At 56.8% G+C, this 17599-nt stretch carries 13 protein-coding genes; 5 read left to right on the top strand and 8 right to left on the bottom strand.

The features are described 5' to 3' along the window. Positions 1 to 63: 63 nt before the first annotated feature. The 6 genes from HRR99_RS15415 to HRR99_RS15440 form a co-directional block, all read right to left on the bottom strand. A complete protein-coding gene (locus tag HRR99_RS15415) occupies positions 64 to 1596 on the bottom strand; it encodes an ABC transporter substrate-binding protein (protein ID WP_233123603.1) in 1533 nt (510 codons plus the stop codon). 41 nt (positions 1597 to 1637) lie between these two features. Continuing rightward, entirely contained in the window at positions 1638 to 3464 is a 1827-nt protein-coding gene (locus HRR99_RS15420; protein ID WP_233123604.1) for an ABC transporter ATP-binding protein, read from the bottom strand. Positions 3465 to 4018: 554 nt separating this feature from the next. Next, positions 4019 to 4786: an EAL domain-containing protein gene (locus HRR99_RS15425; RefSeq protein WP_233123605.1), complete on the bottom strand. Its 768-nt coding sequence runs from the start codon at positions 4784 to 4786 to the stop codon at positions 4019 to 4021. A 232-nt stretch (positions 4787 to 5018) separates the two neighbouring features. Further along, positions 5019 to 6089, bottom strand: coding sequence for a lipocalin-like domain-containing protein (locus HRR99_RS15430; RefSeq protein ID WP_233123606.1), 1071 nt, complete (start codon positions 6087 to 6089; stop codon positions 5019 to 5021). Further along, on the bottom strand, positions 6079 to 8487 hold the full coding sequence (locus tag HRR99_RS15435; protein ID WP_233123607.1) for an ABC transporter permease: 2409 nt from the start codon (positions 8485 to 8487) through the stop codon (positions 6079 to 6081). The genes HRR99_RS15430 and HRR99_RS15435 overlap by 11 nt, the downstream gene beginning before the upstream one ends. Beyond that, complete coding sequence (locus HRR99_RS15440; protein WP_233123608.1) at positions 8484 to 9143, bottom strand: ABC transporter ATP-binding protein; 660 nt, start codon at positions 9141 to 9143, stop codon at positions 8484 to 8486. The genes HRR99_RS15435 and HRR99_RS15440 overlap by 4 nt, the downstream gene beginning before the upstream one ends. Positions 9144 to 9978: 835 nt before the next feature. Here HRR99_RS15440 and HRR99_RS15445 point away from each other — a divergent pair. Beyond that, positions 9979 to 10713, top strand: a complete 735-nt coding sequence (locus tag HRR99_RS15445; protein WP_111839625.1) for a FadR/GntR family transcriptional regulator — start codon at positions 9979 to 9981, stop codon at positions 10711 to 10713. On the opposite strand, the gene HRR99_RS15450 is transcribed toward HRR99_RS15445, so the two are convergent. Then, positions 10710 to 11498 (bottom strand): DUF7402 domain-containing protein, encoded by a 789-nt coding sequence (locus HRR99_RS15450; RefSeq protein WP_233123609.1) that lies wholly within the window; start codon positions 11496 to 11498, stop codon positions 10710 to 10712. The genes HRR99_RS15445 and HRR99_RS15450 overlap by 4 nt on opposite strands. A gap of 12 nt (positions 11499 to 11510) precedes the next feature. Next, entirely contained in the window at positions 11511 to 13289 is a 1779-nt protein-coding gene (locus tag HRR99_RS15455; RefSeq protein ID WP_233124932.1) for a heparinase II/III domain-containing protein, read from the bottom strand. A 222-nt stretch (positions 13290 to 13511) separates the two neighbouring features. On the opposite strand from HRR99_RS15455, the gene HRR99_RS15460 reads away from it, so the two are divergent. Genes HRR99_RS15460 through HRR99_RS15475 form a run of 4 tightly spaced genes read left to right on the top strand, consistent with a single transcriptional unit; the run spans position 13512 to position 17599 of the window. Further along, positions 13512 to 14456 (top strand): carbohydrate ABC transporter permease, encoded by a 945-nt coding sequence (locus HRR99_RS15460; RefSeq protein WP_233123610.1) that lies wholly within the window; start codon positions 13512 to 13514, stop codon positions 14454 to 14456. A 4-nt stretch (positions 14457 to 14460) separates the two neighbouring features. Then, complete coding sequence (locus HRR99_RS15465; RefSeq protein ID WP_045231938.1) at positions 14461 to 15297, top strand: carbohydrate ABC transporter permease; 837 nt, start codon at positions 14461 to 14463, stop codon at positions 15295 to 15297. A gap of 4 nt (positions 15298 to 15301) precedes the next feature. Next, the gene (locus tag HRR99_RS15470; RefSeq protein WP_233123611.1) at positions 15302 to 16474 is read left to right on the top strand and encodes a glycoside hydrolase family 88 protein; all 1173 of its coding nucleotides are present in this window, start codon (positions 15302 to 15304) and stop codon (positions 16472 to 16474) included. Positions 16475 to 16489: 15 nt separating this feature from the next. Further along, positions 16490 to 17599: an ABC transporter ATP-binding protein gene (locus tag HRR99_RS15475; RefSeq protein WP_233123612.1), complete on the top strand. Its 1110-nt coding sequence runs from the start codon at positions 16490 to 16492 to the stop codon at positions 17597 to 17599.

A 17599-nucleotide genomic window follows, 5' to 3' on the forward strand; every position in this document is an offset into this window, starting at 1 on the left:
GTTCTTTTCCTTGCAATGGGGATGGTGACGCCGCCCCTTGAGAGCAGCGTCAAACATTCATTTTTACTCGACGGTGACGTCGGTCAGTTTCAGGCGGTTATCCGGCGGGGCGACGAAGCCCTTGACCTTCTTGCTGACGCCATAGATCGCGTTGCTGTTGTAGAGCGGCAGCTCAAGAGCCTTCTCGGCAGTCGCTTTGCCGATTTCCTTCAGGATGCGCTCACGCTCCGCGCGGTCCGTCAGCGGGCGTTGGGATTCCAGCAGCTTGTCCAGCGCAGCGTCCTTTTCGTAAGGATTCCACTTTTCACCGGAGTGATACATGGAATAGGCGGTGTTGTCGTAATCGAAGGTCCAGCCGCCCCACTTCTGCTGGAACATGGCACCGGTCTTACCCTGCGGAATGATATCATTCAGCAGAACGTTGGTTTCATAAGGCTTGATGGTGGCGGTAATGCCGACCATCTGGAGGTAGCTGGCGATGACCTGCGTAACCTCGTTCATCGTCGCGTCATTACCACGAATATCGATCTGAACAGTTGCACCCGGCTTTACGCCAGCCTCTGCCAGAAGCTTTTTTGCGCCTTCTGGATCGTAAGGAAGCGGTTTCAGTTCTGAGTCGTAACCAAATGACAACGCGCCCTGGAAGCTTGCGATTTCAGAGCCCTGCCCTGCAAGGATCGACTTGACGATGGTCGCACGATCCACTGCCATGATGATCGCCTTGCGAACCTTCGGATCAGCCGTGATGCCATCACGCGTATTGAAGCGCAGAGCATCGACGGTTGGGCCGGGAACGCTCACGATTTCCAGCTTGGAATCGCCCTGAATGACCGGCAGCATGCCAATAGGGATCGTAGGCGGAATGACGAGATCGACACGGCCAGCCTGGAGCTCGGCAACGGCTGTCGCCGGTTCGGAGATGAAGCGGTAATCGAGCTCAGACAACTTCGGCGGGCCGCCCCAGTAATCCGGGTTGGCTTCCAGCTTGATGTTCACCTTCGGCGCGTAGGACACGAATTTGAATGCACCCGTGCCGACAGGATTGGTGTTGAAGTTGTCTTCACCCTTTTCCTGAATGTACTTTGGCGGCACGATCATGGCACCATATCCGGCAAGCTTGGTCAGCAGAACGGGATCGGGAGCCTTCAGCTTCATGTCCACGGTGTTCTCGTCGATGATCTCGACGCTTTCGATGGCCGTGTAGTTGGAACGCTGCGGCCCCTTCGCACCCTGTTCGCCAAGCAGGCGATCGAAGGTGAACTTGACGGCTTCCGCGTTGAATGGCTCGCCATTGTGGAACTTAACGTTCTGGCGAAGCTTGAAGCGAATGCGCTTGCCTTCGTCCAATTCTTCCCAGGATTCAGCAAGACCCGGCACGAGCTTCAGATCAGGGCCACGATAGGTCAGGCCATCGAAGATGTTGGTGGCAACGGCAGCCCACTGGACCAGAAATGTATCGATGGGGTCCCAGCTGCCTGGGTCCTGCGGGGTGGAAATCGTCATTTTTCCGGCTGCAATTGCCGGTGCGGCAGTAAAAGCCACGCTTGACAGGGCAAGCGCCACGAAGGCCGTCAGCCCCCTGTTTATTCTGGTCATTGATCTGTTCCTCTCAGATAGATGCGATTTTTCGCGGTTTTTCAGGCGCTTCTTGCGACGAAGTGACCTGGATTGATTTCCTCGTGAACGAGAATTGCGGGCTCATCGCCGACGCGACGAACAGGATTGGGAATTTCACCCTCGATCATTGCGGTGTGCCTGACGGCAGCAGGATCAGCGACCGGCACTGCCGACAGCAACCGGCGTGTGTAATCATGCGTCGGTGTCTCAAAGACCTGTCGGCGGCTGCCCAATTCCATGATCTGGCCGAGATAAAGAACAGCAACGCGGTGGCTGATCTTCTCAACCACGGCCATGTCATGGCTGATGAACAGGTAGGCGAGACCGCGTTCGGCCTGCAAATCCATGAACAGGTTGATGATCTGCGCCTGAATGGACACGTCGAGCGCCGACAGCGCTTCGTCGGCGATGATCAGCTTCGGATCGGATGCCAATGCGCGCGCAATGCAGACGCGTTGGCGCTGGCCACCCGAGAACTCGTGAGGATAACGCTCGGCCACGGCGGAGCTCAGGCCAACGCGTTCGAGGAGTTCGTCGACCCGACGGCGAACCGCCTTACTGCCGGAGATCAAGCCATGCGTGTTGATCGGCTCGGCAATCGAAAACCCAACCGTCTTGCGCGGATCGAGCGAGGCAAATGGGTCTTGGAAGATGTATTGAACTTCCTGTCGCATGCGAAAACGTTCCGCCGCAGACATGGATGAGTAGGTCCGCCCGGCAAAGGCGATCTCGCCACCCATTGACGCCTGAAGCTGCTGGATCGTACGACCGATGGTCGATTTGCCGGAACCGGATTCACCGACCAGCGCCAGAGTTTCACCCGGATGAATGTCGAAACTGACGTTCTGGACGGCACTGAGGCGATGGGTCGCCTTGCCGAAAAGGTTCTTCTTCACATCAAACCGAACCAGCAAATCCTTGACCGACAAAAGCGGCTTTTCATCGTATTTCGCGGTGTCCTGCACGCGCTCTTCACCGATGATTTTGGGCTCACCATCTTCCAGAACCGTCAGCGGCGTGCGTTTGGGAAACTCCTCCCCGGCCATGCTGCCGAGACGCGGCACGGCCGATAGAAGCATGCGCGTGTAGGGATGCTGCGGGTTGGCGAATATCTGCCCAACGGGGCCTTCCTCGACCTTCTTGCCTTTCCACATGACGACGACGTCATCGGCCATTTCGGCAACGACACCCATGTCATGCGTGATGAAGACCATGGCCATGCCGAGTTCTTTTTGAAGGTCGCGCATGATGTTGAGGATTTGCGCCTGAATGGTGACGTCGAGAGCCGTGGTCGGCTCGTCTGCGATCAGGAGCTTTGGGCGGCAGGCCAGCGCCATGGCGATCATCACGCGCTGTCGCATTCCGCCCGACAATTGGTGCGGATAGCGATCCAGAAGTGCGGCCGAATCCGGCAAACGCACCATATCGAGAAGCCTTCGCGCCTCTGCGGAAGCGGCCGTCTTGCCCATCTTTTCGTGGAGGATCAGCACCTCGCAAATCTGATCACCGATAGTGAAAACAGGATTGAGCGAGGTCATCGGCTCCTGAAAGATCATGGCGATGTCTTTGCCCCTGATGGAGCGCATGTCCCTCTGCGAAACCTGGAGCAGATTCTTCTCACCGAACATGATCCTGCCGGTCGGAAACTTCGCGCCCATCATATCTGCCAGAAGCATGGTCGAAAGCGAGGTTATCGACTTTCCTGAACCCGACTCTCCTACGATAGCAACTGTCTTCCCAGCTGCAACGGAGAAGGAAAGATCATCGACAACGCGACTGGCGCCAAACTCGACACTCAACCCCTCAACCGAAAGGAGCGGCGCGAGTTTGTCCATTGCGTTCGTCATGTCTGCGTCTCCAGCGGCGCTTGCACCATATTATTCAATTTCAAATCCGTCATGGGTACGAAGACATTGAGCTACAATCAAATGCGCCCTTACGGTCCCGACCCACCAAAAACAGGAAATGAATTGCTAATTAAGACGCTACCAAAGCGGAACAATCATGTCTATACTGTTGAACAATATTCTATCATTGCCTAACAATCGTGCATTTGACCACTCAAAAAGCATTGGGTTGGTGAACCCGTCGGCATTGGGTGCCCGACTGAATCAAGGCGAAAAAAATGCGCGCTTCTCGACCACATCGGTCAAGCTGAGCCGCTGCACGCTTTAACGCGCTGTCATTGATGAGTTTTCGAAGGATGTTGCCTTTACCGCTTGTGTGCGGGACTATATGGCCATCAGGCTAGGGCGACTCGGGTATCCGCCTTTTTTTTCAGACAGTTCTATCGTCGAGGCAGGTTGTTGACCACGGCTAGCCAATCTCTCTAAGCGATTTCTGTTCCAGCGACTGGCACGCAGGTTCCGTGAGCGAATTCATTTGGTAGTTGCTATAGCAATCACGCAACCTTTGAAAAGAGTGCTGCTGGCATATTTGGAATTGCTAGGGCTTCGAAGCTTGGTTTTGCCAGCACATAGCCCTGAATAAGCGAGACTCCAAGGTCCTTCAGCACGGCCAACTCATCCACTGTCTCGACACCTTCGCACAGTGGGACAATGGCCAAGTCTTCCAGCATGTTTAACGTGTGCTTGACGATCGTGCGTCTGACCGGGTCGATATCGATGCCACGGATTATGTCCATGTCGAGCTTGACGATGTCTGGCTGAAAGTGGGTCAGAAGACCCAATCCTGAGTGACCTGCTCCGAAGTCATCTATTGCCGTCTTGAAACCCATGTCCCTGTATGTTCTCAAAATATGGAGCACATGTTTGGTGTCGAGGACTTCGTTTTCGGTAAACTCGAAAATGATACGATCCAGTGGAAACCCGGTTTTCATGGCGGTGGCCAGTGTAAGGCGAATGCAGGCACGAGGCTCGTATACGGCGTTTGGCATGAAATTGATCGAGAGCTTCACATCGTCAGCCGGGCTGTAAAGGCTTGACGCCAGTTCAATCGCCTTGACACGACATTGCTGATCGAATGCATAACAATTATCAGTCCTGACCTGCCCAAGAACGGAACCAGCGCCTTCGCCATTCGGCCCGCGCACCAATGCTTCATGAGCAAAGACTTTACCCGTGGTGATATCTACGATGGGCTGAAACGCCATTGAAAATGGCACGTCGAATGCTGCACCATCGTGGCAACCACTGCACTGTGTCGGCATCCGTCATCATCCCATGTCCGCTATTTTCGAAATACTAAATTATAAGGCGTTAAGATTGTGCTGATGTGCGATCTCTAATTTCAACATTCGAGCTTACCGCTCAAGCCTCTAGTTTTGGGAACAGGTATGTACTTCGCCATAAAGTGGCATCACGACCAGGCAAAGAAGGAAAATGAGACAGTGAACCGCAAGCGAGCCGCCCAGCGTTCTGTCCACATACCGACTGGTTTCTCTAATAGCCGGTCATCTCGAGGTACCCCGCTCCCTTCGTGCTGCCGCTGATGCTGATCGGACCCTCCCAATATGGTGGCGACGTCGCCATCCAAGACCCGTCGTTTAATGGCTGGGTTGTGATGTCGAGCGATTTCTTAGGGATTTGTATACGCCATCCAACCGGTATACTGCGCCCGCCTGCCTCAGCCCGCCGGATGAGTTCCAGACGAACGTCGTCCTTCGACAGCGGTGTCGTCTCCCCATCAGCGGCAATCCAGTTTGCCGAAATGAACCCATCCTTGTCATCGCGCAGCCTGAACGCCATCAGCTTCTCACCCGCTTCCAAATGAATTGAGAACCAATCCCACCCAGTCTGATTGCTGGCGAGCGGCTGAGATGACCATTCCCTATCCAGCCATGCCTTGCCGGTGACCTTTACGTCGGAGCCGGCAAGCTTGATCGCCCCTGTTACCCGATAGAACGGCTGCGAGTAATAGTAGCTAGCTTGGCCCGCCGCGGATTTTACGGAAAAACCGCGATCTCCTTGCAGGACGAGAGGTCCAATTGCTTTTAGGTTCAGGTCGTAGCTGAAGTCGCTTCCATTGGCTACCAGGGTGAGATCCGCCAGTTGATCCCCACGCGACGATGTTGCGCCCTTCATTTTCCAGTCATCGATCCAAGCTTCAAAAGGTGCGGTACTGACCCCTGCCTGCCCGACGCCTCCCCGACCGAGGCGCTCAGCGAAGTAGTGCTGGTCTTCCGTTGTGAGGGCGGCATGGCCGATCCAGACCTGTGGGTCTGAAAATCCCTCGCTGTTTCCCGGCACCAAGGCTGACCGGAACAGTGTCCACTGCGCGCCATATGTTTTGCCATCCTCACCTTCAAGATTGGCTGTTACGTACCACCATTCGATCCGATAATCGGGGTGAGCGCCGTGGTCTGCCGGGAAGGATAATGCGTGTCCTTGCTGGGGCACTGCAAAACCGTCTGCATCTGAACCCAGCCCGGCGAAGCCTTGCGACTGGCTGCTACCAGCGGAGACGGCCATGAATATGGCGGACAGGATCGCGACCGACTTTCTAGCGTTCATTGGCGAATATCCTGAGCAGATCGGCGGGGTTGATCGTCGCCAAGCGGCGGACAGGCACAGCGACCGATAGCAGAGCGGCAATCAACGCAATTGCGCCCAGCCATACCCAGTCCAGCGGGAAGACCATCATCGGTAGACGCCAGCCGAATGCCTGAACGTTGACGATTGCCAAGAGCACCCACGCCAATCCGAGGCCGACAGGAATGGCGGCGATGAAGGTGGCGAGCCAGAGCGCCAGAGTGCGGGCGATTTCGTACAGTGCCAGATCTCGCCGCCGGATGCCCATTGCCCAGACCGGCGCCAATTGCGGAAGGCGAATGCCGGAGAGTGTGAGCAAGCTGGCGAACATCGCGAACCCGGCAACTCCGAGCGTCAGCACGTTCAAGGCGCCGGTGACTGTGAATGTCTGTTCGAAGATGGCTCTTGATTGCTGCTTGAGAGATGCCTGATCGATAACGGCGGTTTCGGGAAGGCCGAACTCGCTGACGATCTGCCGCTTGAGATCTTGTGCGCGTTCGGGCGGCACACGGACGCCGTAGCGGAGTTTGGCCACATCGGGATAATAGGCGACGAGGCTGTCTATTCCGACCATGACCTGACCCTTGGTATTGCCGTAGTCCGAATAGGTCCCCACTACAGTAACGCTCCATTCGCCTGGCATGGGAAGGATTTGCCCAAGCTTTACATCGCCTCGGCGCCACATTTGCTCATTGATGAGAGCACCAGTGCCCGCAGCAATCTTGTCCCAGGCATCTGCATCCGCCACGATCAAGGGCCAGTGGGCACGGTAGGTTGGGTCGTCAGCCACACCGAAGATTTGCATTTGCTCTCCCAGCACATCGCGCTCCACGCTCCAGATTGGGAGCACCGCTGCGGCGTGCTGTGAGAGCCATTCGCGGAGGCGTCTGGCTTGCTCCACGTCCTGTGCGGTCACGTAGAGTTCCGCTGCCAGGCGCTGATCCAGCCAACCAAGGAATGTTAGCCGGAAGCTTGAGACCATTGTTCCGACGCCGATATTTGCTGATAGTGCGAGCAGAAGTGCCATCAGCGCGAGCGACAGGCCCGGTAGTTGCAGTCTTGTGTCCGCCCAGAACCATTGCGTCAAAGCCCCGCGGGAAAAGCGTTCTGCCAGAGAAAGGCCGATGGCGAGCATACCGGGGAGCAGAAACGCGCTCCCTAACAACAAGCAGCCCAGCACTGTAAACCCCACGACAAGCCCGGACCCGCCAGCGGCCAAGATGACCCCGAGAGCCAGCAACGCTGCCGCCGCTGTGACCTGATAGGTGAGTGTTCTTGCCGAAGCTCTTGCCCAGGCTCTGGGCTGAGCGGACATCGGAATGGGCAATGTCCAGACCCGCCACAGGCTCTGCGCTGAGGAGATCGTCGTCCCGCCAAACGCTATCGCCAGCCCTGTCGCCCACCACTCTGGTCGTATCGTCAAGGAGCCTGACACGCTTGCGCCGTAGAGACCGCGCAGGGTTGCCGCCACGCCCGGCATCAGAGCGGAGGCGATGAAATAGCCCATGATGACGCCGATCAGGCCGGAGATGAGCGCCAACCCGGCCAGTTCGATGACCAGCATGATTGTGAGCGCTGGCAGCGAGACACCGAGGGACCGTAATGTCCGAAACGTTCCACGCCGCTGTTCAAACGTCAATCCGGTTGCCGAATAGACTATGAAAAGGCCGACGACGAAAGATAGGAAACCGAACGCGGTGAGGTTGAGATGGAAACTGTCCGTGAGGCGAGCGACGTCCGGTTGATCGTTGTTTTCCCGCAGCGTCAGTTCCGGCGCGATGTTTTCAACGGGTGCCAATCCCGGCTTTTGCGCGCCAGCGACGACGAGCCGGGTGATCTTGCCATGAGTCTCCAGCAGACGGTCGGCGACCGAGATATCTACGAAGGCCGCTTCATCCGGCACGCTATCGGAGATATTGATATCCATATCCGTTTTGCCGCGCAGCTTTTCTGCCGTTGCAGCTGAGACGACAAGTTGGCCAGGGGGCGAGAGGAACGTCAGAAGATCGGACCCATCAGAAACCGGCGCCACCTGCCCTTCCTTCGGCATGCTGAGCGGATCGATGCCAATCAACCTGATGCGTGCTTGGCCGAACCGGTGAATACCTTCGATGACGGGAGAAACGTTCCAACCTGTACGGCGCAGATTGCCGTAGGACCGGATCGAAATGCCGGTGCCATCCTTGGATACGACTTGGTCCAAAGCGCCTTGTTCAAGAACGGATGCGGCTCGGGCATAGCTGGCGCTTGCCTCAGCATTGATGGCCTGCACCCCCGACCAAAGCGCTGTTGCCAGCGCTATACCCATCACCAGTGTCAGCAATTGCAGTGGCTTACGCCGCCAGTGGGACAGCAGGGCCATGAATGCAACAAACCTCATCCGGCAATCCGCCCGCTACACAGGACGACTTTCCGATCCAGCCGATCCGCCAATCTGGATGAATGGGTAACGAGGAGAAGCGCAGAGCCTGCGTTGCGTGCAAGCGTAAGCATCAAATCCAGCACGGTATCGCCGGTGGCCTCGTCGAGATTGCCGGTGGGCTCGTCTGCTAGAATAAGAGGAGGCCTGACCGCAAGCGTCCGCCCAATCGCCACACGCTGCTGCTGCCCACCAGACAGTTGCTCTGGATACCGGGCAAGGTAAGCACTCAAGCCCAATTCTTCCGTGAGTGCGGCTTCCCATGCCGGGTCGTGTCGACCCGCAAGTCTCGCGTGAAAGGAAATATTCGCCGCGACATTCAACGACGGGATCAGGTTGAATTGCTGAAACACGAGGCCGACTTGCGTTCTGCGATATCTTGCACGCCCTCCATCGTCAAAAGACGAAATATCCTGCCCGCCTACGACCACCGAGCCACCGTCTGGATGATCGAGCCCTCCCACTAGGTGAAGGAGCGTGCTCTTGCCGCTGCCAGACTCACCCGTCAGCGCCACGCTTTCGCCTGCCAACACATCAAGATCGATACCTTTCAATATCTCGATTGTCCCTTCAGTGGTCGTATAGGATTTGCGAACGCCGGAAAGGGAAAGAATCATAATGGCCTCAAGGCGGTTGATGAATGCCTAAGGTAACATATCTGAACCTCTTTGGAGAAACCTGTTCTTGACGCGAGACTACGCGTGTTACTCGATCACTCCACTATCTCGCCGGACCGATCTGGTAAGAAAGAACAAAGGACTGGTCCCGCGTCAGAATGCTGACTAGCACGCGAAGGCGGATCGGTAAGCGCTGAAGGGCGAAGACTCAACGCGAAACCACGTGCTGGCACATACCAGGAAAACCGGTTTCTATGGGCCACGGGGGCACATTATACGACCAACTGAACAAACCGGTTCAGCGGCTGTTGTTATCCAACGACCCGATACAACATGATTTCCGGTATAAAAAGGACCCATACACTCCGAATGCCGCTTTGCCCGTGTTCATCAAGCGACCTAAAAAAATAGATCGGTTTCACAACGCTTGGTGCGAAGAAAATAACCTCAGCAAAACGAATGATAGAGCCACCGAAGTGGCATCGGGCTTGGTGGACTGGTACGTCTTATCCTCAGCGCACGAAGCTGGATAATCACCTGAGCTACCGGTATCCGAAACGATAGAAACGCTGCCGGGGCGGCTTAGCCGGCTGAGCGCGGCATCTATAGGTTGGGGCTGGGACGACACGTAGCGTCTATTAATGACGTCGAACTTGCCAACTGTAACGGCACCACTCTCCGCTTCCTAGGGATAGCCAACACAGTTTTTGAGATCATATTAAGTTCGTTTCCACAAATATCCAGTAAATTGGTATGATCATTGAACTTTCCTGAAATTCATCATACATATTTGTAGGAGCTTACTCTTCGCTCGATTTTCAATGATGGTGACCGCGTGCCCCAAAAGCAGAAACGTAGCAAATCCTCCGGGTCTCTTGTCACCAAAGTCAGCGTGAGTCTCAGAGACGCCATTGCATCCGGTCAATACGGCCCTGGAGACCGCTTGCCCAGCGAGATTCAAATGACGGAAACGCATGGCGTCAGCCGTACCGTTGTTAGAGAAGCGGTCACGGCGTTGCGTTGCGACGGGTTGGTGGAGGTCCGTCAGGGGGCCGGAATTTTTGTTCTCAAGAAGGAAAGAGACGGCGCTCCGGTAAAGATAGACAAAGCGAGACTGTCTTCGGATCTCGAAGTGTTGGAAATTCGCACCCCGCTGGAAATCGAGGCAGCGGGGCTTGCGGCACTTCGCAGGTCGCCGTCTCAGGAAGAGGCGATTTTCGAGTGCCACGCCAAAGTGCTGGACTGTCTCGAGAACAACCAGTCCATCCGCGAGGCGGATCTGGCGCTGCATTTTGCGATTGCGGCGGCGACCAACAATCCGCTGTTCACGCAATTTCTGGAACTGCATGGACCCGCGGCCATTCCGCAATCCCGCTTCGTTCCCAAGCAGCAGGAGGTTGACCAGACCGCCTATCGACGCCTGATCCACAGGGAGCATGAGGCCATCATCGTTGCGATTTCAGACCGGGACGAACAGGCGGCAAAGCTGGCCATGCAGGAGCATCTGCGCGGCAGCCAGCTTCGCTACCGCGAGATGATGCGCGATCTGCGCGGGATTGCTGCTAACTAGGCGACGTCTGCGCCCCACACCTCGAATTGGGTGAGCGCTGGAAACGGCGATGGATCATCTGCCTTTTTCAGGTCATGCAAGCGCACCCATTCGACCGTGCGCGGCGGCATGGCGAAGGCTTGAGCGGCACCGGATTTGACCAAGGGGACCGTCAGCACGTGGCCATCTGAAAAGGTCATGCTGGCCTCGTTCCACCAGGCATCATGGGGGAAATCTGCCCTGAGATACAGCGTGACCTGATCAACCCGCACCGGACGCCCGAACGTCAGAGTGAGCGTTGCTGCCGGATCCTGATTGATGCCCCAGCTTGTATAGGGCCAGAAGCCGTGATCGGTATTTGCCTTTTCACCATCGATGGCATTGCGGGCGGCAAAGACCGCCTCGCCGCGCGTTTCCACATTGGCTTTCGCATGGGGAAAGAGCGTTGTGTTGTCGTGGTGATCGAAGGGGTTAAAGGCGAGGTTTCGGCGGGTCAAAGCCTCATCTGGGTGAACCCGACAGACGGATATGCGGTGGAGGTTTCCAAGGAAAGCCTGTGGCGGATAGGTCTTGCGCGTTAGGCCGGAGGGAACAGGAAGCGAGAACTCAGTGCCCGCCAGGAAGACACGGGCGGGCGGCATGCCGGCATCGAGGCTGAGATCGACATGGCCTGATTCTGCCGCTTCGATGACGATCCTGTCACTTTGCGCATACTCACTGCGATAGACCAGAAAGACCTCGTCGTCGCAACTGGCTTTTGACAGGACCATGCCTGCCGCGTTGACGACTTTCAATGTGAGCTTCATCGGCATTCTCCCTTAGCGGATGACGAGGCGAAGGCGTTTGCCTTTGAGCGGAATGAGGGTGCGGTAGATGGTGTCTGGCCATGACTGGCGCAAGCGCGGATCAGCGATCTCGATCGTTTCGATCGTTGGCACCGCCGCGCCTTCGATATCGATGGAACCGAGGTCACCCAGAACCATCATGTTGCCAGCAATGCGGGGCTTTTCGACCGTCATGAGCGACAGAACGGCATCTCGCTCGCCTTCGTGCTCATCGATGATCTCGACATACTGGCCGCGGACCAGTCTGACGGTCCTGAGGTAGCTTTGCACACCGGCCTCCGGCGGATAGGCACCGTCGAGATCAAGAGAGATTTCGGCATGCTGTTCGGTGAAATCGACACGGAAATCGCGGGCGGCGAAAGCCTCGCCATCCTTCTGCATCACGCCAACGAAACTCGGCAAGTTGTGGAAGGCCGATTGCATGGTCCAGATGTCATAACGCTGCGGCGAGAAGGTCTTGGCAGTGTAGGTTTCCACGCCGACATCGATGAGGAAGGGACGGCCACGTTTGTACAGCGTGATGCTGCCGACATCATTGTGGTTATGGCTTTCGCCATTGTTGCCACCCTTAACGGCCAAATCGAAGACAGCATCGCGGGCGATGGCGAGTTCTATGCCGGGGTAGAACATATCGACTTTGGCGGGTGGCGGGAGAGCAGCCTCGGACAGTTCCTGCTCTGACAGAACCGCTTGCACGCGATACCAGAGGTTCCATTCGTCCTGCATCAAGCGCTTGGACGAACGCTGCCAGCGATCTATGGCGAAGGCCTGAAGCGCAGGGGATGCGATGGTTTTGCCGACGAGATATTCACGCAGACCGCTAGTCTCGAACCGCGCTGGGGCATCTGCGAAGTTGAAGAACTGGTCATCGGCGACATGCATATGCCGAATGAATTCGGCCATGTTGCGGAGCTTGTCTTCGCTCAAAAGCGCGGCTGTCACGCCGGGGGCCGCTTCTTCTAGAACCGCTAGTCCTGTGAACAGGCACAGTGTCGCATGCCCGTAATAGAGTGCGCCCTCTTCACAGGCCCCGTCCTCCGCGTAGTCTTTTTGGAAGGCATCGAGGCTTTTCAGGGCCTGTTCGGCAACGGCGCGGCGGGTGGGCTGATCGGTGGGCTGCAAAAATGTGGATAGGAGGACGTTCTGCGTGATCCACGCCGTCCAGTTGTTCATCCGCTCATCGCCACTGCCCATCCACCAGAAATGGCGCGAGAGGTAGGGCCGGGTGATGCGCTGGTCGATTTCGCTCGATATTCGCGCCAAGAGGGTGGCGTCCAGTTGGGAGGCGAGCAGGAACGAGACGAGCGCCAGATTGGCCGCTGTTTCCGCCGCGAAGAGATCGATCACTGGGTTCTGCGGGTCGGGAAGCGGGGTGCGAGGACCGCCACGGACATGAGAATTGTGCGCGGGCAACTGCCAGCCGCTTTCTTCGCAGATGAGCCACAGGCCGTCGACGATTTCAGCGAGGAAACGTCCATCACCCTCGATACATTCTCCCAGAATCAGCGCGTTCAGCTTGAGGCGGCGCGCAAAATAGAGTGCTTCGAAGCGCGAGCGGTTGCCGTTTTGAGTGTACTCCATGTAGTCGCTGGCGAGGATGGTGGACCACGGCTCATTGAGCGCCTTCACGGCAGCATCGATCAGCTCTGCGCGGCTGGCCTGCGATGCGGAGCGGCGGATGCGTTCAGCCGTGACATCGGCTGCAAAATCACCCAGCCTATTCGGCAAGAGCGGTATCAACTCTGCAAACACGCCCTGACCTCCCGCGCGTTCGATCTTCGATAGCAAGGCTCCTATCATACGTCTTTTTGAATCTCCAGAGAATTTGTCTGACTTTAAGTGAAGTTGTTTGACCAATGCGGATTTTGTGCTATCAAAACGGCAGGAGGCATCAGGTGAAAATCTGATGGCAGGAGAGAGTGCAACAGTGTGCGCCGGTCATGATGACGGCGGGCCGACAATGGGAGGAATGCCGTGGCCATTGCGACCGCGACTGACACACAGGCAGCCCCATACCGCAAGAAGAAGGTCCGGATCGTTTCCAAGAGACGACGCCGGATCGAAAATGCGCTGATCGCCTATTCCTTCATCGCCCCGAACTTTCTCGGCTTCGCCATCTTCACGCTCGGCCCTATTCTCTTCGCCTTTGCGCTCGCGTTCATGCATTGGGATGGCTCCAATGCCATGAGCTTTGCGGGGCTGGATAATTTCTGGCGCCTGTTCGAAGACAAGGCGTTCATTTCAGCCTTCTGGAATACGATCGTCTATACCGTCGTTTCCGTGCCTGCGACGCTGGCGTGCGCGCTGGGACTGGCGGTGCTCCTCAACCAGAAAATTCTCGGGCGCGACTTCTTCCGCACGGCGATGTTCTTTCCCTACGTCGCGTCGCTGGTGGCAGTGGCCGTCGTCTGGAACATGATTTTCAACCCCGAAATGGGGCCGGTCAACATGCTGCTCTATACGCTGGGCATGGACCCTGCCGATATGCCCGGCTGGGCAGCGGACCGGCATTGGGCGATGGTGACAGTCATTCTCTTCGGCATCTGGAAGAGCATGGGTTACTACATGGTGATCTATCTCGCCGGGCTTCAGGGCATCAATTCCGAGCTTTACGAGGCGGCAGGGCTGGATGGCGCCAATGCCTGGCAGAAGTTTATCCACGTCACGCTGCCGCAACTGGCGCCGACGACGTTTTTCGTCACCGTCATGCTGACGATCCAATCCTTCAAAGTGTTCGATCAGGTCTACATGATAACGCAGGGCGGGCCCGGCACATCCACGCTGGTTCTGGTCTATCACATCTACAACGAAGCCTTCATTTCCTGGGATCTCGGTTATTCCAGCATGATTGCGCTCGTTCTGTTCTTCCTCGTGCTGGCCGTGACCGTCGTCCAGTTCAAACGGCAGCGGGAGGACTGAGACGATGCGAATCATGGGCCGGAAAGTCACCGTGGGAACGATTGCCGTCTACGCCACGGTCATCGCGATCACCATCGTCATGCTGCTACCGTTTGCGTGGATGCTCTCGGCATCGCTCAAGCTCAGCCGCGATGTTTTTGCCTTCCCCATCGAATGGATACCGGCGCAGCCGCGTTGGGAAAACTACACCGAGATATGGACGAAAATCCCGCTGGCGCTGTTCATCTACAACACGTCGAAGCTGACAATCATCGTCACGATCATGCAGTTGCTGACATCGAGTTTCGCTGCCTATGCCTTTGCCAAGCTGCACTTTCCCTACAAGAACACGCTGTTCCTGGGCTACATCGCTACCATCGCCATGCCGTGGCAGGTTTATATGGTGCCGCAATTCCTGCTGATGCGGGAATTCGGCCTCAACAACACCCATCTGGCGCTGATCCTGCTGCAAGCCTTTACCGCCTTCGGCGTGTTTCTGATGCGGCAGTTCTATATGTCGATACCCAACGAGTTGTGCGAGGCGGCGCGCATCGACGGCATGAACGAATACCAGATCTGGGCGAAGATCATGCTGCCTCTCTCCAAGCCAGCGCTGTCGACGCTGACGATCTTCACCTTCGTCACGACCTGGAACGACTTTCTCGGGCCGATGATCTATCTGACGAAAACCGAACTGAAGACCATCCAGATCGGGCTTCGCATGTTCATTTCGCAATATTCGGCAGAATACGGGTTGATCATGGCCGCGTCCGTGGTGGCGCTGATCCCGGTTCTCATCGTTTTCCTGGCGCTGCAACGTTTCTTCGTCGAAGGCGTCGCTTCCTCAGGGATCAAGGGTTGATGCCATGCTGAATTTTACCAACACCCAACCGAACCCGATTACCTCTGCCGAAGTCGATGCGGCGATGGCAAAGGCCGTTGAACAGGTGCGGCGCAACCTGCCGGTGTTTACCTACAAGGCACAGAACCATTCCAGCGTTGGCAATTTTTATCCGGCCGTTGCCAACGACCAATGGACCGCCGGGTTCTGGCCGGGGCAGATATGGCTGGCCTTCGAGCATACGGGCGACAAGGTGTTTCAGCATGCGGCGCAGATACAGGTGCAGAGCTTTTTGCACCGGATCGAAAACCGCATCGAGACGGACCATCACGATATGGGCTTTCTCTATTCGCCCTCCTGTATCGCCGCCTGGAAGCTGGTGGGGGATGAGGACGGCAAGCGTGCGGCGCTGATGGCAGCCGACCAGTTGATGGAGCGGTTCCAGCCCATCGGCCAGTTCATCCAGGCATGGGGGCGCAAGGGCAACCCGAATGAATATCGCTACATCATCGACTGCCTGCTGAACCTGCCGCTGCTCTACTGGGCAGCTGAACAGACGGGGCGCGAGGACTACCGCGATGTTGCGCTGGCCCATGCCCGCACCACGCTTGCCCATTCGGTACGGCCCGACGATTCCACCTATCACACGTTCTATATGGACCCGGATACCGGCGCACCGGTACGGGGTGTGACGAAGCAGGGTTATAGCGACGAGAGCTACTGGGCGCGTGGCCAGGCCTGGGGCATTGCGGGAATGGCGTTTTCCTACCGCTACGAGCGCCTGTCCGCCTACCGCGATGCCTTCGAGCGACTGCTGGCCTTCTATCTGAAACGCCTACCGTCCGATCTCGTGCCCTATTGGGACCTTGTCTTCACGGAAAAAGACGGCGAGCCACGCGACAGTTCGGCAGCGTCCATCGTTGCTTGCGGCCTGTTGGAAATGGCCGATCTGGAAGAGGCTGAGAAGGCGCAGCAGTATCGCGATCTGGCCCGACGCATGGTGAAAAGTCTTGTCGATAGCTACTCGGTCAAGGACCCCGGCATCTCAAATGGGCAGCTTCTGCACGGCACCTATTCGAAGAAAACGCAGCACAACACCTGCCGCGGCGAAGGCGTTGATGAGTGCGTGTCCTGGGGCGATTATTATTATCTGGAAGCACTGACGCGATTGTCGCGCAACTGGGCCTCCTACTGGTGAGCGCGTGAGGGACATATGGCAAGCATTTCGCTGAAAAAACTCAACAAGACTTTTGGTGCGCTCAAGGTCGTCCACGATATCGATCTGGAGATTGCCGACAAGGAATTCATCATTCTGGTCGGCCCGTCCGGCTGCGGTAAATCCACCACGTTGCGGATGATTGCCGGGCTGGAGGAAATTTCCGGCGGCGAGCTTTGCATCGGCGAGGACGTGATGAATGACGTGCCATCCAAGGACCGTGACATCGCCATGGTGTTCCAGAACTATGCGCTCTATCCGCATATGACGGTCTATAAAAACATGGCGTTCGGGCTGCAACTGAGAAAGGCACCGCGCGACTTCATCGATGAAAAAGTGAAGGAAGCCGCCAATATTCTCGACATCACACATCTGTTGAACCGCAAACCGAAGGCGCTGTCCGGTGGGCAGCGGCAACGTGTGGCGCTGGGCCGCGCCATGGTGCGCAACCCAGAGGTCTTTCTTCTCGATGAGCCGCTATCCAACCTCGATGCCAAGCTGCGCGGCACGATGCGGGCTGAGATCAGCAAGCTCCACAAGCGGCTGGATGCGACCTTCATCTATGTGACGCATGACCAGATCGAAGCGATGACGATGGCCGACCGCATCGTGGTGATGAAGGATGGCCACATTCAGCAGGTGGATACGCCACAACAGCTTTACGACCGGCCTATTAATATGTTCGTTGCCGGTTTCATCGGCGCCCCGCAAATGAACATGCTGCCGGTAACCTTGAAGCGCGACGGTGAGCGTTTCACGGCTGTCTTCGATGGCAAGCCGATGCCCTTGCCCGCCAGCATCGATATTGAGCGGCTGCGCCCTTACGAAAACAAGGAGGTCATTCTCGGCATTCGGCCTGAGAATTTTCACGAGTTTGCACCTGCTGATATCGACGCAGCCAACACCGTGCCATTCAATGCCACGCTGGAGCTGGCCGAGCCAATGGGATCGGAGGTTCACCTCAATCTCGTCGCAAACGGCAAGGCACTGATCGCGCGCGTCTCGCCGCGCTTCAAGGGCAGACTGGGCGACGATATCACCCTCATTGCCGACCTGACTGGCGCGCAGGTGTTCGACCCGGAAACCGAACGCTCCATTCTCTACTAA

The organism is Agrobacterium vaccinii (genome assembly GCF_021310995.1).
GTDB lineage: Bacteria > Pseudomonadota > Alphaproteobacteria > Rhizobiales > Rhizobiaceae > Agrobacterium > Agrobacterium vaccinii.